Origin of the sequence: Lysinibacillus fusiformis, assembly GCF_016925635.1 — a bacterium.
In the GTDB taxonomy this organism is placed as follows: Bacteria; Bacillota; Bacilli; order Bacillales_A; family Planococcaceae; genus Lysinibacillus; species Lysinibacillus fusiformis_F.
In genome coordinates this window covers 4,634,120-4,656,637 of record NZ_CP070490.1, presented here as the reverse complement: position 1 = coordinate 4,656,637, position 22,518 = coordinate 4,634,120, and the positions used below count along the sequence as shown (strand labels likewise).

Here is a 22,518-nt window from a genome sequence, read left to right as displayed (position 1 = left end):
GGGCTTCTAGACTTACACAAATGCCTAGATGCCGCTAGCATCTGTCTGGATAAAAATTAGCTAAAATTACCACTTCTATTTCAGAACGTATGTGCGTATAATGAAAACACAAACGTTTGTTCTTAGTTATGAAAAACTCTGTTCAACATGTAACGCACGTAAACAGAGTCAGTAAAGGAGCATTCAACATGAAAGAACAGTTAATAAAAGCCATGCACCGTCACCAAATCGTCCACATGATGTATATAGCGAAATCAGGTGCTATTACAAAAAGGCGCGTGAAAATCATCAACATCACAGGTGATTCCTTTACCGCCTTTTGCTTTACAAGGCTAGCGAAGCGTACGTTTCTTATTAACAATGTTCTAGCACTTCTGCCTATTTTACAGCGAGAGTCTGAGGTCATATGAATTACGACGACTTCCCACAAAGAGATATTTTTTGTATTGATATGAAGTGCTTTTATGCAAGCTGTATTGCCATGCTAGAAGGGCTAGATGTGCTGACAGATCCAATTGCTATCATCGGTAATTTTGAACAACCTGGTAGTATTGTGCTGGCTGCATCACCAGTGATGAAAGAAAAATTTAACATTAAAACAGGGAATCGGCGTTATGAAATTCCCCAACACCCAGATATTAAGTTGTTTGAACCAAAAATGTCCTTTTTTCTAGAGATGTCCATGGCCATTACGCGTCTGATTGCACAATATGTCCCTCCAGAGGCGATCCATGTTTATAGTGTGGATGAAAGCTTTATAGATCTAACAGGCACGGAGCAACTTTGGGGCTCGCCTGAGCAGGTAGCCAAATTGATTCAGGAAGACATCTATGAAAAGTTTCGCATTCCGTCCGCCATTGGCATGGGACCAAACATGTTGATGGCTAAATTAGCATTAGATTTAGAGGCAAAAAAAACAGGCTTTGCCAAATGGACCTATGCCGATGTGCCAACAAAGCTTTGGCCCGTGCGTCCTCTGTCTGACATGTGGGGGATTGGGAAACAGATGGCAGCCAATTTAAATGCGATGGGCATCCAAACAGTCGGTGGATTAGCCCATGCCGATTTAGCCGAATTAGAAAAGCGCTTTGGTATTATGGGTAATCAATACTATTACCATGCATGGGGCATTGATCTCTCCACATTAGGTGAGCCATTAGTGAACAATGCGGCATTAAGCTTTGGGAAGGGCCAAATGCTCATGAAGGATTATCACACACGAAGGGATATTGCGGTTGTACTTTTAGAAATGTGTGAGGATGTGATGCGACGTACACGGGAAGCAGGCTATGTCGGGCGGACTGTTAGCCTGGGGCTCTCTTACAGTCGCAATGCGATGACGAAAGGGTTCCATCGCTCAAGAACCATCGAAAGTCCAACTAATGAGACCCTTGTCATGTATCAGACATGTCTGGCCTTACTAGATGAGCATTTTGCGGGTGAGCCAGCACGTCAATTATCGGTTAGACTGACAAACCTAGAGCCAGAGCGTAGTATTCAACTTGATTTATTTGATGAGCGGAGGGAACAACGACAGGTCATTGGTCATGTCATGGATGCGATTCGCAGAAAATATGGAGTGGTGGCCTTATTACGCGCAGCCTCCTATACAAACGCTGGTACGGCTATTTCACGGAATCGCTTAGTTGGTGGGCATTTAGCATAAGGAGTGAAAAAATGATAAGAGATAGAGGAACGATGAAATGGACAGCGATGATGCTACCAGAGCATTTAATGCTTTTGAAGGCGTGGAAACAAGAGATGTTGACAGAGTCACCTCGGGAACATGCTGAATGGGAGCTTGAAGAATTACAGCAAACAATCACACGAGCATTCGTACAGCATAACTATATTATGTTAACTATATGGGAACATGGTAACTATGTGCAATGGGGAGGTACCATTCAAGCAATGAACGAGGAGCAGTTGCTACTTGAAACCATTACCACAACGAAGCATATTCCCTTAAGATATATTTATGCTGCTCGTATAGAAGATGATGGCTGTGATTAATGGAGAGCAACGACGATTATTACATCAATATTTGCTGCTTGATTTAGCCGTGAAATCCTTGCAGCACGATCTGACAGTGGCAGAACATTTTAAGATGAAGCGTGTATTTTTACCTGCCATGGATGCCTTGTTAAAGCAGCTACACAAAGATTATTTTCAATTGAAACGTCAGCTCGCCCAACAAAAAATACGATTAGTTGGCTGGCACCGGATTGATGACTACTTTAGTGATGTGCAAGTGGCTACCGCAGGCAATGATGAGGTGCTACGCTATGCCAATCAAGCGCTAAAAATCCAGGTGGAGGAGCTTATGAATAAACATCTACACAATGCCTAGGCTGACGTTTACGACGAAAAAGCCAAAAGCTGATGACAAAAATGGTCAGCTTTTGGCTGGCTTTATTTCTCGATAGGTTTCACATCCATTTGCTCAACAAGAAATTCATTGTTAGAACGATTGAATTGATAGGTGATACGAACATCGGCTACATAAATGGGTGACGTTACCTTTATAGCGGCAAATTCAAAACGGTTTGCTCACCAATAGGCCCCATTCTTCTTACGCCATGATCCACAAAGCCTACTTTGATATACAAATTCTGTGCAGCTATATTTTTATGATTGACGACTAACACCACTTCGTTACATTCTTTAAATTCCTGCTTCACAAAATCAGCAAGAGCAAACATGGCCATTTTAGCATAGCCCTTACCTTGCTGCTGATGATCGATGGATAGGGCAGTTAGTAACATGGCCTGAGGATTACTAGAATACTCCTTAACCCTGTCCGTTGCATGAAGAACAAAAAAGCCAACAGGTACATCATCACTTAAAATCACAATCGGATATTGTCCTACCTTTTCAATCGCAATCTCTTTAGGAAGAGCTGTAAATTGGTGTTGTTCTTCAGGTAATTCAAAACGATTTAACTGTTCTACGTAGTTTTTAGAGAAATGTACTAACGCAATACTCGTTGTTTTTTGCATAAAAAAGCCTCCTTTTTTTATATTTTAAACATAGAACAAATGTTCGTCAAGGAGGCTTGTATAAAAATAATATGGGGGCAGGTCATTTTAACTTAATAGGGTACCAAAAAATAAAATAAAAGAAATACTAATAATCACAATAAGAGTGATTACCATTGTCAAAATTCCTCGAAGCAAGGTCGTTAAATTTTTCACATCTTTCATGCCGACCAGGCTTAGATAAAAGCAGGCAATGGACAAGAGAAGTGTCAATAGTAATGGATGGAAATGAAGATGTGTGTCAAAGAAGCCTTTCAATGTGCCTGATAGAAAAAATAGTAGGATGCAACCCAAAGATAAAATAAATGACCAAAAATTTAAATTAATTCTCATTATTTTCCTCCTTCCTATAAAAACGAATTTGTTGTAGGAATGTTTCGATGATTCCGCTTGATAGGGAAAAGGAGAAACTAAACGAGCAGTTGCTAAAAGAGGGTCACTTGGACGAAAGTGACCCAAAGTACCATAAAGGAGTATAAAGTAAAGTTGAAAGAACTTTACACTACTATTAGTATGTGAAGCTAGCTGTTTAAGATAGTTATCTATCTCAGCCGCTAGCTATTAATTGTTTGTCAAAAATAAAATGAGCTAGAAAAAAACGAAGAGGGGGAGTTTAGAGGAATAGCTGGGTAGCGTTTCATTGTAAAAGGCTTTAGCTTCTGTAATGGAATAGAGGCTAAAGCCCGAGGCGATCAATTAACACATAAAGCTAGCACCAACGATAATAAGAAGGATGAATAGTACAACAATAAGCACGAATGTCGAGCTATTGCCACTTCCATTGTCCCCGCCACAGTAACTATTGAAATTACTAACATTTCCATAGTAACTCATGAAACAAACCTCCTTTCTTTCTTCTAAAGTATGTACAGGACAAAAGGGGGAGCGTTATGGAGCCAAGCCACAATGAGAGAAAATGTGAAAGAGCAAATCATTGCCTGAGTTGAACCTTCATTTTGAACGCTTTACCTTATTATTATGATGAAATAGTAGCTTGAGCTAGTTGTTAGCCTGCACAGCACTAGAAAATGCTATCACGAGCAGGTAAAGACTTTTTGGCAAGGGGAGGGGGTGATTTCCGTTATGTCAGTGTACGATGAGCCCATTCACTTATTGTGTTCGCTTCCAACTAGTTACAGCATCAAAAATAATGAAACAAATTCTACTAATTGTTTTGTTTTCATCACTATGTAAAAAAACATCCGTTCTAGGATGTTTTTTAGTATAACGGCTGCTGCATATGACAAGAAGGGAAGCCGTTCACATCATGAATCATATGAAGATCGTACTGCTTTAAGGCAAATTGACTTTGATACAAATATTCAAGGACAAGAAGCTTTCCACCTGATACGCCACAGAGGACACCGGAAGTTCCTTGACCATTTGTGAAAGAAACACCAACGGGCTGACCGATTAAATATGGAATTTTATGTTGCCAAGGCACAATAGTCACCCCTTTCACTATAATATATGAAAGGAGTGACTAGAGGTTCTTGCCTTTACTAAAACGTTACCAAATATTAGTGAATCTATTTTCTTTCATCATCATTTACATGGTAATATAAGTTATAATTGGGGTTATAAAGAATTATGAGTTATTAACGATCGGGAGGAGAAATGATGAAATTTAAAATAGGGATCACATTTATTCTAGGCTTCTTACTACTCATGCTTGCTGCATGCACACCAACTGAAAAAAAGGAGAGCCAACTTCACGAGAAAGAGCAAATAACAGATGACGAAGAGATGGTGTTCTCATTTGAGCACCCTCAAACCAAACAAAAATACAAAATCATTCATGCCAATCAACTGTTTTATCCCTATATTGAAAAGGTCAAAGAGAATCCGAATCTTTCAACTTCGGAAACCTTGGAACTGTATAATAAGGAAATCATTCAACCAATCTACCAGGATTGTTTTGAAAATGGGGAGTATTATCATATGGCAGAAACCCTGCTTAATACGGTTCCTAACAGGTTAACAGAAATACAAGTGGTAAGTGAAAAAATGGAGACGCGTAAAGCAGAAATCAATCAAGCCATTCAAGAATCTCTTTTGAAATCCGCAGACCTCTTACCCTCTCAAAGTGATGTAGCCGTTTGCGTATTCCCTTCCGCAACCAATAATAGAATACCCTTCGCAGTTGGGGCGGGCAAAATAATTATCCCGCTTAATCTAAATGTTTTGGATGATGGTATAAAGTCAACTGTTGCCCACGAATACCATCACAGCGTTTGGGCGGAAAAATATTTCAATAAAGATGTCGAGGTTTCGGTTTTGGATAATATCGTCTTTGAAGGAAAAGCAGTTATGTTTGAAAAATCTGTTTATCCCAACATCGGCTATACACCAAAGAATGTAACTTACAACAAGGAATTATGGTCTAAAGTAGAACCTGATTTAACTAAGTATGATAGTAATCGTACCTCAGAAGTTTTATATGGTGGAAAAGGATTACCGGAAAATTACGGTTACAGTGAAGGCTATAAGATGGTTAAATCCTATCTTGACTTGCATCCTAATCAAACACCAGAGGATTGGACAGCCTTAAGTGCACAAGAGATTTTTGAAGAAGGAAAATACTTGGAACACTATCAATAACTATTTTAGGATGACACTTATTTGTGAGGGGCCAAAATTAAAGACAGAGCACTTTTGCTTACGGATTCCCTTGTGAACTAGTAAAACATGCAGCGTAATGATAGGTCTTTCTCAATTAAAAAGCAACAAACAATGAGTCACTACGGTTTTGAATCGCAGTGGCTTATTCTCTTTAATGAGCACTAACTGTCAAATATTCTTTTATGTAAGGTTCACAATTATTCGAAAAAAAGAAGAGAAATATGAGTTTTACAAAAATATTAGGAACACCTTTTCCGACAATACAAACGAAGCAAATTCAATTAAGAAAGTTAAAACCAGAGGATGCTATAAACTTATACAACTATTATTCAAATGAAAAGGTCTATCGTTATCTGGATTGGAACGGACCAGAGTCACTCGAAAAAAAATATGAAGTCATTAATAGTTGGAACGAAGGCTATGAAAAGGGTTGGCTTATTCGTTTTGCCATTGCTGACAAGTCGACAGATGAAGTAATTGGAACGATTTTTTTAAGTGAATTTGTAGGAAAACGAGCTGAAATAGGCTACGAATTATCGGAAAGATACTGGCATCGAGGCATTATGACAGAAGCGGTGAATGAAATATTATCTTTTGGCTTTAATCAATTAGGTCTGGTCAGAATACAGGCAACTGTTGCTACAGAAAACATTGCGTCCAAGAAGTTACTAACGAAGGGTATTTAAGACAATATGAATATCATAGTGTTACAGGACAAAGTAGCGATATGTTGATCTACTCATTATTACAGACAGAATTTGCAAAAAAAGGTAGGAAAATTAGTGTGTTATCAAAGCAACCTTAGCTGTTCAAAGTGCAAAATATAAATGCCGCAAAGTCATAGTATGCTGATGGAATGAGGAGAACCTCCCCAAGAACGATGCAACGGGTTGTTAATGAATAGTTCGCTCTAAATCATGAAAAAATCTGCGGCTAAACAAAGTATGTAAAAAGGGATAGCATTGTACAAAAACATCTTGGGGGCGATGTTAAAGGTGCTATCCCGACATTAATGTATGTGAAAGGACTTAAGAACATTACCACTGTAAGTAAATTGAAAAGTAATTGAAATAAGGGTGAAAAGTTTTTTACATCATTAATCTGTTTTCTGACTACGCTTTTTGTCAAGAAAGAGCATAAGAAACAAATACACTGTGGAGGGGGTTCAAACAATGGGATGGTGCTAAATGACAGATTAGGCCGATCTAGCTCAGAAAAAATAAACCATCTGGCGTTTAAAAAATAACATCACCAGATGGCTTCTTCATTTATAAAAATATTAATAATTTTTAATCTCTTCAAAAGTCCCGAACGTTGCATCCCGTAGATTAATTGTACCATATATATTTTTCTTCCCATCAATCACTAGCACATTTGGATGCATGTATTGTCTTGGAATACTTGATTTTTGTCCATCAGTTTTGTGGAATGCTAAAATTTGTTGCAATGTCACGTCATCGGTATATGCAAATCCACCGAAATCATCATTATAAGTATGGAAAGGTACAGGTCGAATTATAGGTAAATAATAAAATGTACGATCTGTTAGTGATTTTCCTTCAAATAGAACGTCTCCACTATTTGTTACTGTGTAACGCTTATCACCAATATGATTCTTGGCCGCTGTATCAGAAACCATCACACCTTGATAGTCGAAGTAATATCGGTAATGCACCGTCTTTGGTGTTCTTATAATTTCTTCATTTTTAATAGATAATACATTTCCATTGATTGTATGCTCTATTATGCCAGAATCACTGTCTATGAAATACATAGATATACCTTGTTTATCTAAATATCCTGCTTCTGATCCATATTCTTTTCCTGTATCTAATAATTTGTAATGCGCATCTGTAAAACTATGCATTAAGAAAAGATTCATATTGACATATCCATGTTGACCTGGAATGTATTTATTTATAATGGAAAAAGCATTCGGTTGCATAAATTGATTTCTTAGCTGTAATCTTGATTCATGAGGACGACCAAAAAGGCTAGTCCCTTCAATTAGCACTTCTTCGTCGATGGCAAAGTTACCATCATAGCGTGCATAAATATGAAGAAGCGAATTGGAAAAGGACACATGTAAATTTGATTTATTGATCGTTGTTACATTTGAAATCTTTTGGAACCCGAGCTCTTCAGCTGTTTTTTCAAAATGAATAACATGGTGATTGCGCTCAATTAATTTTATTGTTCTCGATAAAAACGAAGCAAACTGCACACGTGTAACACTGTTTTTAGGATTGAAGGTATCTACATTTGAAATACCTAAAGCATTAAGTGCCTGAATATATGGTCTAGCTTCTTTATTTGCTTTCTGAATATCCACTACATGACTTTGTAAATCGTATGCATAGTCAATCAATGAATATTTACGTGCTAATACCATAAGTCGGTTTAACGTTAATGCCATTTGTTCTCGTGTCATGTGTTGATATGGATTTAGATGCCCATTTTCACCTTTAAAGATACCATTATCGTAAAGTAATGTTGAATACTTTAGCAATTCACGGTCCTTCACACGAAGAGGCATATCCATAAATCGATCCATTTCCTCCCAATTTTTATCAACCTTCGCAATGCCGTTCTGTTCGATATACCGTCCCATCATTATGACAACCTGACCACGAGTAATCGTCGTGTTTGGGGAAAAGGTTGTTGGTGTTGTTCCCTTAATAATTTTTCTTTTTATTAAATCTTGTACTTCTTGTTGCATTTGATTCGGCAGTTTTTTTATATCATCAAAGCTATTTGCAGAGACAGATAGGTGATTCACTAAAAAAACGAAACAAAATAAAACGAACATAATTGTATAAATAAGCTTTCTTTTCATCATTCACCTGCTTTAACCAATATCCACAAAATGATAGCATGTTTAAACCGTTAAATTCTATTGGTAATGAATAACAAATTTGAAGTGAAATAGCTTGATCAAAATAGTAAATCTACTAATTCATAGTGAAAAATTTTTATCTTTCTATAAATCCGTTTTGGATAAAGATAAGGGGTACGTTGCTAAATCTAACAATGGATAAATATGTTATGTTTTGAATCCTATTCATTGGTTTTGTGTATATATGTAAATGGTCTTTTTAGAGAGGGGGTAATAGGTTAGTAGAATCCATGTTAGAAAGAATTAATACCATGATTGAAAAAATTCACAGTCGTAATTGTCCAATTATTTACATATACAATGAATTTGAACCTAAAAATTGCGAACTTTTTTAGGAAATATTCAGCGTTAAAAGGGAGTACTGGAGTTGAGCTAGATGAAAGATTGCTGAAAGTAAACAATGTTTATTTTTCAAAAAATAAAGCTAATGCATTTAGTAACCCAGAACTGACTAGATTTTTAAATGGTAATGGAATCAAAGAAATACATATTGTCGGTTTGTTTACAGAAGGCTGTTCTCTTCACAATAATTTTCATACGACCGTCGTGAAAGATGCAGTGGCAAGTTCAAGTGATAAAAAGAGATTAATAGCATTAAATAAGTTAAGATCAAATAAGGTGAAAGTTATTGATTCTTTTCAGTTATTAGAGATGCTTTGAATGGCAGAAATTCCTTTCACACAAGGATACAGGTTTTAATTACATTTTTGTAACGAGAAAGGGTGGCAATATGAGTAGGAATTTCATTATATTTGGGGCTAGCCAAGGATTGGGTGATGCGTTTGTCAAAGGTTTACCTGTCAAAGGAGATACAGTATGGATGGTATCACGAACGAGACCTAAAAGTTTAGATATAATTGACGGAGTAAATCGTCAATGGCTATCAATCGATTTGTCTAATCAACAACAAATAGCAACTTTAAAAGAAGCGTTAAAAGACATTCCTCTCGATGTATTAATTTATAATGTTGGGGTATGGGAAAAGCATGGATTTGAAGATAATTATACATTTGATAAGGATGAAGTAGAGGATATTTCTAAATTAATCAATATTAATCTAACATCTACTATTACATATATTCAGGCACTTTTACCAAACTTAAGACAAGCGGAGCATGGGAAAGTTATTTTAATTGGGTCAACGGCAGGCTTAGATCACACAAACAATGCACAAGTTTCATTTGTAACATCTAAATTCGGCTTAAGGGGCATTACAAATGCGCTACGCGAACATTTAAGAGAAGATAAAATTTCAGTTACTTGTATTAATCCAGGTGAACTGGCAGCGGAAGTACCGTATGAAGAAGGAGCCGAAAAGGCCATTCATTTATATGAAGGTACAAGAATTCCCGTACAAGATATTGTAGCTATTGTACAATGTGTAATTAATTTATCAGCGGTCTCCTGTGTAAAAGAAATTAATGTGCCAGCCATAACGGATTTAAATGCTTGATTACTCGGTAGACGCTACTCATGTTGAGTAGCGTATTTTAATTAAATAATAAGCAGTTATTCTTTACCCCTGAAAAAATTTTCGAGATCACCTCACACATATGCATACAAGTAAGCTCATATAAATAAAGGTAGTAAAAAAATCATCATCATTTCATCGTCATCATTAAATTCTAAAAACACTTCCACCCTATCAAATCTTAAGAAAATCTTCAGGTTCTACTAGGAAATATTTAAGATTCGCGGTGTATAATTATAAAAAAAGGAAATTTACGAAACCATTTGAAGATTTAAAACGTATTGGTAGTAGGAGAGAGAACATTGAAGTAGGTGAAGATATGGCACATACGATTTACATAGTATTAACCAAAACAGGGACGTTATTATCAAAAGCGATTGGCATGTATACGGGCAAGGAGATGAATCATGCATCCATAGCCTTTGACGAGGGGCTATTGGAGATGTATAGCTTTGGTCGAAGGCAATTGAACAATCCATTAAGTGGGGGTTTTTTACGAGAGGATGCAGAAAGAGGGCTATTTGAATGTGCGGATTGCGTTATTTATCGCTGTCGTATATCCCATTATCAATATTTAGACATGATGAAAATTGTCCGATATATGTATTGGAATCGAGATCGCTATAAATATAATTTTATCGGACTGTTTGGTGTGGTGATGCAAAAGGAAGTGAGACGTGAGCGTGCTTATTTTTGTTCCCAGTTTGTAGCGACGCTATTAAAAGTGGGAGGTCTAAGAATAGTTCAAAATCCAGCATTAATGACGCCTCATTGCCTAGCACAATTACCGTATTTAGAGAAAGTATTTGCAGGGAAAATGGCAGACTATTTACAAACTGTTCGTGAGCCAGCTATGCTTTACGGTTAACGAATGTACGCACTACCTTACGTTTAAATAGTAAAATAGACACGCACGCGGGCAATCTTCTATTTTGTAAAATAGAGGATTGCCTTTTTATCTTCATTCAATAGAAAACTCGCTTCTCTATCGGTAGTGAGATGAAAGTACAAATTGTTCTTTTGATGCAGTGGGTATCCAAATACCGAAGCGGAGGAACTTTTCGAGCAAACTCAAAAAAATATGGATGCAATTACGCTAAGGCGCAGTCGATTATTAGTAATATTTACCTCATATGGAATGTCAATAAACCTAGTTGTTGGAAAGTGGAAAATGAGTCCTATTCCTGTTAAAAGAGTCCCCATAAAATTGCTATCATAATTAGTAGCGAATGTACGTTCAATGATTGAATAGTAGCAAGGAGGATATGTAAATGAGTGAAGAAGTAACAGCAGTTGGTTGGGATGCGATTGATCAGGCATTATCACAGGTGTATGGTGAGCAGGAGCCAATGCATTATGGGACATTGATTCCCTATTCACTAGGAGGACAAGATCCTTTAGATGGAATAAGTGTTTATAAAAGCGAAACATCGATTCCACATTGGCATTTTGTTACATATGGCTTCTCGGAATTATATGAAAAGGAATTTGAAAATAAGGACTATAGTGGCTATGGATTTGAATTAACATTTCGACTAGTATGTCAAATAGATGAGGAAGAGCCACCTGCTTGGGCGTTGAATTTACTCCAAAATATGGGCAGATATGTGTTTAATAGTGGCAATGTTTTTAGAGCGGGAGATTATTTAGATGCAAATGGTCCGATTTGTCTTGATGCCGATACACAATTAACCGCACTGGCCTTCACACATGATCCAGAGCTTGCTGAAATCGATACACCAAATGGCAAGATGGCGTTTATCCAAATGGTTGGTATTACAGAGGATGAGTTAGAAGCGATGCAGACGTGGAATACACTTGGTGTGCTAGAGGCAGGCATCAAGGAAATCCAAAGCTATATTACTGATTTAACAAGAACTTCTCTACTCCAAAATCCTGAAGTTGCCGAGGCAGTTGCGCGAGGAATGGAGGAGGATGGTTCTAATACGGGGTTTCTTTTCGTAGATCAACTCGCTTGGGAAGTAGAAAAAAAGGGCTGGTTTAACAAACAGTCTACTATCGTTCAACTTGGGGCAAAGCAAGCTGATGTCATTAGTAAATTATTACGTGGACGAATTTTGAAAGATAAAGATCTTAGCTTAGTCGGTCAACAAATAACGATAATATTTAAAGCAGGCCATCAAGTAGGTTTTTCTGAAAATGGTCAAGAGATTACGATCACATTGAACAAGGCAGCAGTAGAAGAATTAAGTCAGAAGCTGATACCGCAAGAAAGTCAATTCACCATTTCTTCTTTAGCTGATGTAAGCTTTCAAATTTTGAAGACATATATTAAAAATCAAGAAGGAGCGGTTGTGAAAACAATCGGATAAGATGAATCTCTCGCTAGGCTTTAGCGAGAGATTTTTCTCTAACAATAGAAAGCGAGGATGTACAGTGAAGCAGTGTGTAGAGCATTTTCTAGCGGCTGTATGGGAGCAACTCACAGCTGTTTATCAACAAGAGAGTAAACGAATAACAGACTTGAAAGAGCAAAGTAGGTTACAAGCAGGCATCTTTCACTATTTAAAAGTCACCTGGAAAAAGGGAAAAAGCCCTAATGGCACGATCTTGATAGATGTTTATGAGCCATTTAGTTGGAGTGATAGTTCCTATAAGGTGGAAGCGGGTCCATATATACAAGAGTTTACAAACGTACACCATATTGAGGAGCTTTTTTCGGCTTTATGTACAAAAACAGAGGCTATGTTTCAATCTGAGCAATATGGTCCCCGATTTTTTGATTACCGCTTTCAGGTGGTACTTGAATTTGAAGATGATAAAACGGTATGCCAATATCAAAAGGAGCTGTTGAATAATCGTAAACTGGAGTCAACGAAACAAGTGCTGGCAACATTTATAGAAACAAAGGTGATGGCAGAGCTGCCAGTCAGACCAAGTGATAACGATGAATTTTTCTTTGCGCAGTATTTGGTCAATCCACATTTTTTCCATCAAACAGCTGAGGAAGTCGAACCACTTATTCATCGACTTCAAGAAAAGCATCGTGCCAATAAAGAGCGTTTAGACCAATGGATTTATTATTATACGATGGCGTTTAAGCACTGGGCAGAGGAGCGTTTTTTAACGCACTATTTTGAACAAACAGGCGATTACATGAAAGAGTGGGTATTGATAACGGAGGACCCAGTACAACAACTAGAGCAGGAAAAACTAGATTTCTTTCTTTATGTTGCGTTGAAAATTGGTCAAAAAGAGCCAGCCACGCGATTAGAATACTTGGAACTTGCTAAGCAGCTTGGCTCGCGGCAGGCAGCTGATTATTTGGAAAAAGGTAGCGGTCGTTTTGAAAGCATAAGAAAGCGAGATGTATTCCAAGGACAAGCAAATGATATTTTACAAACGATTGATATACGAGTGATGGTAGAAGAGGAAGCGGCTTATCGTGAAGCGCTTTGCTATATCAATCAACTGTTAGAGGAAGGTTTTCCGAAGGGCTATAAGCTGACTTTAAAGAGTAAAGCGAAAAATTATCTTCCTATTAAAAAGTTAGCTAAATCAAAGCTTCATCAGTTTTTCGCTAATTGCCTAGAATTTCCGAATCTTTTTCCATTATTGGCGGACTATGCACAGCTCGCGATGGAGGAATTTACTTGGTATCAGGATGTCGAGCCAAGCGAAAAATCAGCTATGCCTGGTACCTATGCAGTTTTAGGATTAGGGCTTTCTAGCAGGGATTATTTTACGCTTGTTCAACGTTATATGTTACTCGTTGATACAGAGCATCAATCCGTGCAAGATGCTTATGCGGAGGCTTTTCTCGAAGCTCATGGTCTATCGGTGGAGATAATGCCTGTGTTTGTAGCTATTTTACTTGGTGCAAGTGAATCGGCGAAGCCATTAAAGGGTATTGACATCAGGGAACTGGATTTACTCGTGGCGCTTCGACAAGAGCTGGAGAAGAAAGAAGATTATCAGCGTGCATTTGCATTATACCAAATATTCGGTAGTTCCAAGAAGTTTGCACAGCGACTAAAGCAAGAATCAGCACCCATAAAGGATGAACTAGAGAAATTACTGCAATGGATGGATTCCTGAAAGGAGGGAAGACGAATGGAATGGGCGGAAGTGAGTAAATCCAAGGATCTGGAGGTCGTCCGAAAGGCCTTAAGTAAACTAGATGTAAATGAGCGAGATGCACGAGGGAGAACACCGCTGATGCTTTTTATAACAAATCGAATGCCCCTAGAAGGAATCCAGCTTCTTATGGCACAACATATTGATTTGGAGGCACGAGACAAGCTAGGTGATACAGCGCTTAAAAAGGCTGTAAAGTGTAAGCAAGAAAAAGTGATTTCATTACTACTTGCAGAGGGTGTAAATTTACATATGCCAGAGGGGATTACAGCTACAGCTTGGTTTGCAGCCAGGGAGCATGCTAGAATAGCAGATTTATTGCTAGAAACACCAGGTGCAATCCGTCTAACCTTGAATGCAGTAGAACAACAGCAAGTCGATACCATTTTATACGAGGATTCTCTCGATACAATGTGCCAGCACATTAGCAAAATATCATCAGCTATCATTTTGCATGCCATTGTCAATAACTATAACTGGGATGATGGACCAGAGCCAATGCGCACAGCATTAGCTAATCCAGTTTGTGCCCCTATTACCATGATGGACATGTTTGAGCTAATGGAAGGTGCGTATTGGCTAGCACTAACAGAGGAAGAAATAGCGAGTTCCGATTGGAAGCGACCATGGAAAGAGATGGCGGAAATGTTACGGGGAAAATTAGAACGATAGATAGTGAGGAAAGAGCAATGGATCAGAAAGCAAGGAAAATATTAATGCAAACCTATTGGCAATCTGGTAGATGGCGATCTGGTGGATATACCTATACAGAAGAAGATTTTCAATATGCTAAAAGTAAGGGTTTGATGTTTGATCGATTAACGATTTCCCACGATGAATGTGTACAAAGGTTGCAACAGCTTCACGAGAAAGCCTTAACAAAGGAGCTTGTGGTGAAGGCATTTTTGCATAGTTTATCGACGCGCAAGGTACATTTACGCAGTGCCTTATCGAGCTGGGCTCTTACTCATAATTTACCAATGCATACGTATCATGAACGACCTGTGGCATTGGCCTCCTATAGTGGTTGTGGCTACTGTAATGAGCAGAAAATCATGTCAAATGAAGCGTATGAAAATGAAGATTTAAATGTGCTTAATTTTGAACGAATCAAGTGGGGAGGGGTTCGCCTCAATTGGCTCGTCTATTGTTTACTAGACTTAGAATGCTTAGTGAAAGAACAACAGACATTGAATGTAAGTGAGGGAGACGTAGCCCTGCTAAAACAGATGGTAGCGGCAGTAGAATCCTGTAACGACACAGATGCAGCTAGACAGCTTGAGAAGCGCTGGAAAGAAGTTTTCAAGTCCAATCAATATGAACGAGATGTGGTAATGGAAATCTGGGGTTATGCGGGTTTACTCGTATCGAAGGATGATTATCGCAAGGAGCGCGGACGGGGAACTGATTTTATGTCAATGGCTACTTGGAGAGGACAGGATGGCTATTCACAAGAAAAGATGGAGTTCTACTTCGGTTCCTACTTATAAAAAAAGGAGCGATATTCGATGAAGAAACCGACGAAAAGACCGTTGAAGCTTGTAGCGAGGGAACCTTTAAAGCAAATAGCGTATTTGACAGCAGCTCCTAATGGAAAAGGAACAGCTTCTAAATGGCTCCCTATTTATTTGATAGTTTCTGTGAACATGTTCAATGGAATACTGCCATGGTGGAATACACAGACGATAGGCAGATTTTAATTACAGAGAGCTGAGCATTTATTTTTACGAAAGCTTTATTAGATTAAGTAAAAAGGAGAGGACAATGAAATGGGTGCATGGGGATACAAAGCATTAGAAAGTGATGAAGGTTTAGATGTAGTGGCGTTTTTACAGGATTTTATGGAACAGCATAAGGAATCCAATGAGATAACATTATCGGGTATTATACAGGCTATGAAACAGCAAGGCTTTTTTGGTAAAACCTTTGAGGAAATTGACTTTTTCTACGATATAAGTGCCATGGCTTTGGCAGAGCTTTATAGTCAATATCTGAATACGGGTACCATTTATGGTCAAGAAAGGAAGGATGGGGAAATACAATGGGTAGCGGATGAAGGCTCATTGACATTTCTATTACGGTATTTACAGGACATTAGAGACGAAATACCTGATCAGCAGGGTAGTAGAGAGATTGTAGAATTATGGCAAGAGTCCAAGAGCTGGCCCGACTGGCAGTCCAACTTAGCCTACCTTATTCAGACAATGGAACAAGAAATTAGCCGTTTGCCACAATAAAAACACATGGAGTGAGTGTAAGTGACCTATGATTTTTGGATAATGGCTTCAATCATGGAATTGATTGAATATCCAGATGAAGCAAGTGATGACTATCAGACACATCCAACTTTACAGGCCATTATGGATGTGCTTGATATCCAAGTGCCGATAGCAGAGATTTACGAACGTTATTTGAATCAATCCATCCATACAGGGCATGTTTTAGTATTTGCGAATAAGCAGCTGCCACATGTCTGTGTGGTACTTGATACTTATCGTGATCCACTTGATCAACATGATTTGATTCAATTTGGCTGGAGAGTGAATACAAAAGATGTTCGCCTAGTAAGACAGCTGACACGAGAACTATTTGATCATTGTGATGAGGGGATTCGCTATGAGGAAGGTCAATCCATTCTCTATCAGGTATTACAAGAACAACGCTATCCTCGCCAAATTTACTATGAGACATTATATGAGCAACAGATGAAGAAATTTTGGGTATGACAGCATCAAAAAGGATTCGTGACACTTTCTATAAAAAGTGCACGAATCCATATGATAGAACTTATACAAAGACAAAGCTGAATAGAGATAATGCTATGGAAATGATTACAATAGGTCCAATCATTTTCATATGGCGTTTTCGTGTCATCACAACAATCGCTACATATTCACGAATCATCGCATTGGGCCAATAGTAAAAGGCTGTCTTAGAGCCAATGCCCTGACTATCTAAGCCCGCGAGTCTTGCATAAATACCTGCACGAAATAGATGGAAATTATTTGTGGTAAAAATACTGTTGTAGGTTTCACCTTGTTTTCGATCATCCATGAGCTGCTTAGAAAATAACATATTTTGATAGGTATTCACAGAGCGGTTCTCCTGAAGTGTATGCTCAATAGGAATGCCTTTTTCAATTGCATATCGTTGCATCGCTTCAGCTTCTGGTAGATTCTCATCAGGACCTTGTCCACCAGAGAAAATAATGGTAGGTGGTGTAGTCACTGCTGCTTGCCTATGATAGAAATCCATTGCCTTTTGAATTCTACTAGCTAAAAGTGGAGGGACCTTATCATTAATTAATCCACTGCCTAGCACAATAATAAAGTCTTGGTTCAATCGAGGTCGATTGAATTGGTAAAGAAAATAAGCGGATAAAAAATTGGATAAATGGATAAAAAAATAAAACGTAATGAGTGAAATTCCACCAAAAATGGGCTGGAGATGGATTGAAAACAAACTTGCTGGATTGATAATCGGTAATAGGATAAATAATAAGATGCCAATCGCCACGAGTAGTGTTAAGGAATTGGCTAAACGTCTACCTTCTCGCTTCATTAATACTCTTGCATTTAAAAATAAACCAAACATTAAAGCAACAATGCCAAAAGGAATTAGGATGAATAGAGCAATGAGTGGAATAATGACAATAAGCCTTAAAAAGTAATGGTCAGATGCTAAAGATAGGATGACGCAGAATAGCAGAAATGAACAGACAAATAGATTAAATAATAGCCCATTGATCATTTTTCTTGGGTCTTTGAAGTAAGAAATGAGAAAAACGACGAAAAGAATCAGTGGAATAATGCCAAAATACATACAAAATGCACCTCAAGTGATGGAGTTGTTTAATATCTCTTTATTATAAGTAATTATTGGATGAAATCAACCATCGATGAAAAGTGGAGGGGGAGCATTTAGAAGCCCCCTCTATTTTTTGTGTGTACGAGGATAGGTTTTATTGAGGTAATCAATATATTGGGTGCGCGTCAATCCACCAGTTTGGCGATTAAAATCATCGTAGGAGATATCTTCTGGTAAACTAAATTCAGCTAGTGCCCGCTGACGTTCTTCGCGGAAGTGCGGATGATCTAGCGACTCTGTTACAATTCCTTCTTCTGGTTTCAACCAATCACTGGCAATGCCTGCAGAGACACCATGATTGGTAAAACGGCTAGCTGTTTGAAATAAGGTTGAAGGTGCAGGTTTGCTAATGTTTCCTGTTCCCCAGGATAGACGATATCGAGGCTCTTTTCCATAGTTTAGTGTCACGCCATAGCCCATTGGGAATACAATATCGGATGCTGTTAACATTTTGTGACCTATCTTTTCATAGCACCCTCGCATAAAATGGTCGTCCATCACAATATGGGTTTGAGCGGCCAATGGAGCAGATATGATTTCTTCAAGAGAAGGCACGCGCTCTGTCGTTGTCAACAAATAGGGCCGGACGAACAATGGCATTGTCATTACATTATGCCAAATACTATCTTCTGCAAAGAGATGATCCTTTTGCATTTGACGTAAATCGCCAATAACAAGCACATAGCCGTCTACAAATAAGTCGATTTCTACACGGAAAATATCGCCTGGCACAGTCTTATAGCGTAGACTTTTCATCTTTGTTAGCTTTTCAAGCTTGGCTGAATAATTTGCAGGAAGCTGGGATGGAAATTGCTGTAACCAATTCAAGAGAGCCGATTTAGTCGTTAAATGCTCAAAGCCTGTTAGTGGTAGCTGGTAATATGTTTTGGTATTACGAGCCGTAATAGAGCTAGATGGATGATTTTGGTTACCTAGACTAGCAGAAAAAACAACGCCTGCAGCTTTCACAGCAGAGATATTGGTGTAATTCAATTTCTTTTCTTTTCCACGCGCGGTTTGAGGGACGATGACTTCTCGATTACGTGTTAAAATGTCCACATCTGCTTCTTGGTAGCTATGCTCATTAACGAAAATTCTTTTTTTAATGAGATCACCTTCTAGGCAAATAAAATAATCCTCTCGAATCTGAATCGTTTCCCAATGTGTTTCTAGGGTATGTAGGCCGAAATAAGGGCGCAATGAATTGGTTAACCAACTAGTAAATGGTGTCAACTGGATTTCCTCCTAACTATCGTTTCTTATTTTCGTCCAGTATACTGAAATTGATGAAGGACGAAAATAGCTAAGGTGGAAAATAGTTACTTTTATGCAGTGGTAATAATTGCTTTTGGAGCAGATGTCTATCTTTTTCTTCAGGCTATAGAACTGCTATAATGACAGACAGAGGTGATGAATATGCATATTGTGACGATAGAAGGCATACCCTATGCTTGGCTTGAACAATTACAGAAAATCCACGCACACGTTTTTGATGGTGCTAATTTGCCACTCGAAAAGCTAGAAAAGAAAGAAGGCCTTCTTTGCATATTGGCAGTGGAAGGTGGCACATTAATCGGCTTTAAACTAGGCTATCCACATCCAGATGGTGTTTTTTATAGTTGGTTGGGTGGCGTTCATGTGACGAAACGAGGTCAGGGGATTGCAAGCCAATTAATGAAACAACAGCACGAACATATCAAGTCTTTAGGCTTTCACAAAGTTCGTACATATGGTAGAAATACACGCAAAGCCATGCTCATTACCAACCTCAAACATGGTTTTGATATAGTATCAACATTTAGTGATGAAAAAGGAAGACATAAAATTATATTTGAAAAAACAATCGATTAAGGAGTTCTAAACATGAAAGCATATTTAGCAAATGGATTATTTTCGTTAGGGGATCGTTTAGTGAATGAACAATTGGCAGCAGCTATTCGCGAGGCAGTGCCAGGCATCGCATTGTATGTACCCCAGGAGAATGAAGCCATCAATGATAAATCTGCCTATGCAGATAGTCTAGCCATTGCCCAAGCCGATTTAGAGATGCTACAAAATAGTGATGTACTAATAGCTGTATTGGATGGGGTGGAAATTGATTCAGGTGTAGCCGCAGAAATTGGTGCGTTTTCTATGCTGAATCGTCCCATTATTGGTGTACTAACAGATGTTCGTCAGCAGGGGCGGGACAACATGCAAAAAATAGAGGCTCTGATCCGAGATGGGCTAGAGAATCAGTTTGTTTATCGTAATTTATTTGTTGTTGGGTTAATTAAACGCAATGGCGTGATAACATCTTCTATTGAAGAGGCTGTGAAAGCAATACAAAAACTAAAGAACGGGGAGGCATCATGATGCTATTAGCTACATCAGACATTGTGGCAGGAAAAGATATTATTGAAACATTAGGACTGGTGAAAGGGAATTCTGTTCAATCCAGAAACATTGGTCGTGACATGATAGCTGGACTTCGCAATATTGTAGGTGGAGAGATGAAAGAGTATGCTGAAATGCTTGTGCGCTCTCGTGAAATTGCCACAGAGGCAATGGTTGAAGAAGCCAAACAATTAGGTGCAGATGCGATTGTAGGCGTTCGTTATGCTACTTCCTCTGTAATGGATGGTACATCAGAAGTATTGGTATATGGAACGGCTGTAAAATTCAAATAAAAGAGTAGAAGGACTTTCATTCATTCAATGGAAGTCCTTTTTCAATGGTTAAAAAGTGACACCTTCATCTAAAATGCTGTAAAATTTTAGTTAATTATGTCAGAAATACAGTCTATTGTGCTGCTTGAATGGTGATTTATTGTAGGATGCGTATAGTACAAATTATACCAATAAAGTAGAAGTTTTATCTTGATTCAGCAGAAAACACCCATCTTAGCGGGTGTCCAAACACCGACTGAATCAAGATAAAAGCCCTAGCGGATGTCACAGATTTTGAAGAGGAGCTTTTGGAGCAACTCGAAAAAATCCGTACGCAATCACGCTGAGGCGTAATTGATAGTAGGAAGGCTATTTATGTCCAATGTCTTGCAAGCTGGGCATGATAGAAGGAAGAGTGGGATATATGGTAGATTCACAACAAGGCAAAGGCTATCGCGTTCTATCGATGTTTGATCGATTGATGAATGGCCAAGGAATCAACAAGAAGCAGGAAGCATTGACACATCAGGTTGGTGAAAAAACCATACAACGGGATATCGATGAGATTCGTACGTATCTGGAAAAGGCTAAGCTTGATTGCCATTTACAATATGTGCGAACAGAAAAAGTGTATAAATTAATGAATACGGAAAGCAATCGTTTATCAAAAGAACAGGTGCTGGTCATCGTTAAAATATTGATTGCATCTAAAGCACTCATAAAGTCTGATATCGGTGAGATCATGGAGCAGCTTCTCTCACAAGTAGCAGTAGATCAACTGGATCAAATATTATTAAATGAAAAAGCTGTATATGAAGATGTCCATCATAATAAGTCATTATTGTCATTGATATGGGAGATTTCAGCAGCCATTCAAAAGAAAAAGGTCATTACCATTGATTATTTACAGGAGGGTGAAGCTATTCCAACTACAAAGGTTTTAAAGCCGCTCGCTATTATCTTTTCAACACATTATTTTTACTTAATGGCAGATAATCATGACACCCCAACTGTTTACAGAATGGATCGTATTCAGCATTTTCGTGAAATGGATATAAAATTTCAATTTCCCGCTGTAAATCAATTACGAGTAGGGGACGCTAATGAGCTTACTCATATACGTATTCTCTATAAAGGCCAATCTCCTCAAATTGTTTACGGTCGTTTCCCAACAGCCAACCTAGTTTCCAAAAACAAGCATGAATATGTTTTTGAGGCAGAAGTGTTAGGACATGGCATGAAAGAATGGTTGTTAAGTCAAGGAGCCGATATAGAGGTGTTAGAGCCAATTGAATTGAGAGAAGAGATTATTGAAATCATCGAAGCTATGCAGCAAAATTATCGTTGCATATAAAAAACCCGTGCATTTGCGCACGGGTTTTTACGATTACTGAAACAATTGCTTGATGAATGTCATATCGACATCCTTAGCAAGTTTATAATCTTTCATGTAGTTTTCTTCATATAAATATACAAATAAATGCTGATTATCATCTAAACGCAAGCCAATTTCCCTGCCATCATTGATCGATAATGTCAGCCAGTAAGCTTCATTAGAATTGGATTTAGAAAACCACACTTTTTTTAAAGGCAGGTTCTTTAATGGCTGCATCATTTGATTAATTTCTGCTGCATCAGTAATGGTCAATGTTTTCTCATCTGAGGAACGAATGATTTCAATTTCATAAATTTCCTCCATTTCGAGACGTTCTGTTACCTCTGTTGTAAAATCAGTGTCTCGTGTTAACAACATTGTCGAGATATACAGAATAAGTAGTGGTAGTAAAATGCCTAGAAGTAGCTTGTATCTTTTTTTCATGCTCGTCTCCTTAAATTCTAAAAATTCACACATATGTATTCTTTTCCACGCTATAATTG

28 protein-coding genes are annotated in these 22,518 nt (G+C 38.1%); 20 read left to right on the top strand and 8 right to left on the bottom strand.

Annotation, left to right across the window (positions count from 1 at the left end; all coding sequences use genetic code 11):
- The first annotated feature begins 188 nt into the window (after positions 1-188).
- From JTI58_RS23050 to JTI58_RS23035, 4 genes are read left to right on the top strand one after another with little or no spacing between them, the layout of a single operon-like run.
- Entirely contained in the window at positions 189-410 is a 222-nt protein-coding gene (locus JTI58_RS23050) for a transcriptional regulator (RefSeq protein WP_205443991.1), read from the top strand.
- Positions 407-1,666, top strand: a complete 1,260-nt coding sequence (locus JTI58_RS23045) for a Y-family DNA polymerase (protein ID WP_205443990.1) — start codon at positions 407-409, stop codon at positions 1,664-1,666. The genes JTI58_RS23050 and JTI58_RS23045 overlap by 4 nt, the downstream gene beginning before the upstream one ends.
- A gap of 11 nt (positions 1,667-1,677) precedes the next feature.
- Complete coding sequence (locus tag JTI58_RS23040; RefSeq protein WP_205443988.1) at positions 1,678-2,013, top strand: YolD-like family protein; 336 nt, start codon at positions 1,678-1,680, stop codon at positions 2,011-2,013.
- Positions 1,997-2,350: a YhjD family protein gene (locus tag JTI58_RS23035; protein WP_205443987.1), complete on the top strand. Its 354-nt coding sequence runs from the start codon at positions 1,997-1,999 to the stop codon at positions 2,348-2,350. The genes JTI58_RS23040 and JTI58_RS23035 overlap by 17 nt, the downstream gene beginning before the upstream one ends.
- 172 nt (positions 2,351-2,522) lie before the next feature.
- Here the strand turns inward: JTI58_RS23035 and JTI58_RS23030 are convergent, their stop codons facing one another.
- The 4 genes from JTI58_RS23030 to JTI58_RS23015 all read right to left on the bottom strand — a co-directional run bounded on the left by JTI58_RS23030 (position 2,523) and on the right by JTI58_RS23015 (position 4,482).
- Positions 2,523-2,999: a GNAT family N-acetyltransferase gene (locus JTI58_RS23030; RefSeq protein WP_205443986.1), complete on the bottom strand. Its 477-nt coding sequence runs from the start codon at positions 2,997-2,999 to the stop codon at positions 2,523-2,525.
- An 87-nt stretch (positions 3,000-3,086) separates the two neighbouring features.
- Positions 3,087-3,371: a hypothetical protein gene (locus JTI58_RS23025; RefSeq protein WP_205443985.1), complete on the bottom strand. Its 285-nt coding sequence runs from the start codon at positions 3,369-3,371 to the stop codon at positions 3,087-3,089.
- Between the two features lie 363 nt (positions 3,372-3,734).
- Positions 3,735-3,872 carry a YjcZ family sporulation protein gene (locus JTI58_RS24970; protein WP_243456223.1) on the bottom strand — a complete coding sequence of 46 codons (138 nt, stop codon included), beginning with the start codon at positions 3,870-3,872 and terminating at the stop codon, positions 3,735-3,737.
- Between the two features lie 385 nt (positions 3,873-4,257).
- Positions 4,258-4,482 carry a hypothetical protein gene (locus JTI58_RS23015; protein ID WP_205443984.1) on the bottom strand — a complete coding sequence of 75 codons (225 nt, stop codon included), beginning with the start codon at positions 4,480-4,482 and terminating at the stop codon, positions 4,258-4,260.
- A 176-nt stretch (positions 4,483-4,658) separates the two neighbouring features.
- Between JTI58_RS23015 and JTI58_RS23010 the strand changes: the two genes are divergently transcribed.
- On the top strand, positions 4,659-5,639 hold the full coding sequence (locus tag JTI58_RS23010; protein ID WP_205443983.1) for a DUF2268 domain-containing putative Zn-dependent protease: 981 nt from the start codon (positions 4,659-4,661) through the stop codon (positions 5,637-5,639).
- Positions 5,640-5,881: 242 nt separating this feature from the next.
- Positions 5,882-6,346, top strand: coding sequence for a GNAT family N-acetyltransferase (locus JTI58_RS23005; RefSeq protein ID WP_205443982.1), 465 nt, complete (start codon positions 5,882-5,884; stop codon positions 6,344-6,346).
- A 593-nt stretch (positions 6,347-6,939) separates the two neighbouring features.
- On the opposite strand, the gene JTI58_RS23000 is transcribed toward JTI58_RS23005, so the two are convergent.
- Complete coding sequence (locus JTI58_RS23000) at positions 6,940-8,496, bottom strand: S-layer homology domain-containing protein (RefSeq protein ID WP_205443981.1); 1,557 nt, start codon at positions 8,494-8,496, stop codon at positions 6,940-6,942.
- 315 nt (positions 8,497-8,811) lie between these two features.
- Here JTI58_RS23000 and JTI58_RS22995 point away from each other — a divergent pair, with 315 nt between their 5' ends.
- The 10 genes from JTI58_RS22995 (at position 8,812) to JTI58_RS22950 (ending at position 16,851) form a co-directional block, all read left to right on the top strand.
- The gene (locus JTI58_RS22995) at positions 8,812-9,216 is read left to right on the top strand and encodes a cysteine hydrolase family protein (RefSeq protein WP_205443980.1); all 405 of its coding nucleotides are present in this window, start codon (positions 8,812-8,814) and stop codon (positions 9,214-9,216) included.
- Positions 9,217-9,286: 70 nt separating this feature from the next.
- Positions 9,287-10,009, top strand: coding sequence for an SDR family NAD(P)-dependent oxidoreductase (locus JTI58_RS22990; protein ID WP_205443978.1), 723 nt, complete (start codon positions 9,287-9,289; stop codon positions 10,007-10,009).
- Between the two features lie 337 nt (positions 10,010-10,346).
- The gene (locus JTI58_RS22985) at positions 10,347-10,895 is read left to right on the top strand and encodes a hypothetical protein (RefSeq protein ID WP_205443977.1); all 549 of its coding nucleotides are present in this window, start codon (positions 10,347-10,349) and stop codon (positions 10,893-10,895) included.
- Positions 10,896-11,298: 403 nt separating this feature from the next.
- Positions 11,299-12,360 (top strand): suppressor of fused domain protein, encoded by a 1,062-nt coding sequence (locus JTI58_RS22980; protein WP_205443975.1) that lies wholly within the window; start codon positions 11,299-11,301, stop codon positions 12,358-12,360.
- A gap of 64 nt (positions 12,361-12,424) precedes the next feature.
- Positions 12,425-14,086 carry a DUF6138 family protein gene (locus JTI58_RS22975; protein ID WP_205443973.1) on the top strand — a complete coding sequence of 554 codons (1,662 nt, stop codon included), beginning with the start codon at positions 12,425-12,427 and terminating at the stop codon, positions 14,084-14,086.
- 15 nt (positions 14,087-14,101) lie between these two features.
- Positions 14,102-14,797 carry a DUF4274 domain-containing protein gene (locus JTI58_RS22970; RefSeq protein WP_205443972.1) on the top strand — a complete coding sequence of 232 codons (696 nt, stop codon included), beginning with the start codon at positions 14,102-14,104 and terminating at the stop codon, positions 14,795-14,797.
- 17 nt (positions 14,798-14,814) lie between these two features.
- The gene (locus JTI58_RS22965; RefSeq protein ID WP_205443970.1) at positions 14,815-15,615 is read left to right on the top strand and encodes a hypothetical protein; all 801 of its coding nucleotides are present in this window, start codon (positions 14,815-14,817) and stop codon (positions 15,613-15,615) included.
- A gap of 18 nt (positions 15,616-15,633) precedes the next feature.
- Complete coding sequence (locus JTI58_RS22960; protein WP_205443969.1) at positions 15,634-15,825, top strand: hypothetical protein; 192 nt, start codon at positions 15,634-15,636, stop codon at positions 15,823-15,825.
- Positions 15,826-15,894: 69 nt separating this feature from the next.
- Complete coding sequence (locus JTI58_RS22955) at positions 15,895-16,362, top strand: DUF4259 domain-containing protein (RefSeq protein ID WP_205443967.1); 468 nt, start codon at positions 15,895-15,897, stop codon at positions 16,360-16,362.
- Positions 16,363-16,383: 21 nt separating this feature from the next.
- The gene (locus JTI58_RS22950) at positions 16,384-16,851 is read left to right on the top strand and encodes a hypothetical protein (protein ID WP_205443966.1); all 468 of its coding nucleotides are present in this window, start codon (positions 16,384-16,386) and stop codon (positions 16,849-16,851) included.
- Positions 16,852-16,912: 61 nt separating this feature from the next.
- On the opposite strand, the gene JTI58_RS22945 is transcribed toward JTI58_RS22950, so the two are convergent.
- Both JTI58_RS22945 and JTI58_RS22940 read right to left on the bottom strand, forming a co-directional pair.
- Entirely contained in the window at positions 16,913-17,947 is a 1,035-nt protein-coding gene (locus JTI58_RS22945) for a YdcF family protein (protein WP_205443965.1), read from the bottom strand.
- 111 nt (positions 17,948-18,058) lie between these two features.
- Complete coding sequence (locus JTI58_RS22940; protein ID WP_205443964.1) at positions 18,059-19,225, bottom strand: immunity 26/phosphotriesterase HocA family protein; 1,167 nt, start codon at positions 19,223-19,225, stop codon at positions 18,059-18,061.
- A gap of 183 nt (positions 19,226-19,408) precedes the next feature.
- Here JTI58_RS22940 and JTI58_RS22935 point away from each other — a divergent pair, with 183 nt between their 5' ends.
- The 4 genes from JTI58_RS22935 to JTI58_RS22920 all read left to right on the top strand — a co-directional run bounded on the left by JTI58_RS22935 (position 19,409) and on the right by JTI58_RS22920 (position 21,994).
- A complete protein-coding gene (locus tag JTI58_RS22935; protein WP_205443963.1) occupies positions 19,409-19,843 on the top strand; it encodes a GNAT family N-acetyltransferase in 435 nt (144 codons plus the stop codon).
- Positions 19,844-19,855: 12 nt separating this feature from the next.
- The gene (locus JTI58_RS22930; RefSeq protein ID WP_205443962.1) at positions 19,856-20,347 is read left to right on the top strand and encodes a nucleoside 2-deoxyribosyltransferase; all 492 of its coding nucleotides are present in this window, start codon (positions 19,856-19,858) and stop codon (positions 20,345-20,347) included.
- A complete protein-coding gene (locus JTI58_RS22925; RefSeq protein WP_205443961.1) occupies positions 20,347-20,661 on the top strand; it encodes a YbjQ family protein in 315 nt (104 codons plus the stop codon). Before JTI58_RS22930 ends, JTI58_RS22925 begins: the two co-directional genes overlap by 1 nt.
- Positions 20,662-21,064: 403 nt before the next feature.
- Entirely contained in the window at positions 21,065-21,994 is a 930-nt protein-coding gene (locus JTI58_RS22920; RefSeq protein ID WP_243456221.1) for a helix-turn-helix transcriptional regulator, read from the top strand.
- A 33-nt stretch (positions 21,995-22,027) separates the two neighbouring features.
- Here the strand turns inward: JTI58_RS22920 and JTI58_RS22915 are convergent, their stop codons facing one another.
- Entirely contained in the window at positions 22,028-22,459 is a 432-nt protein-coding gene (locus JTI58_RS22915) for a hypothetical protein (protein WP_205443959.1), read from the bottom strand.
- Positions 22,460-22,518 lie beyond the last annotated feature (59 nt).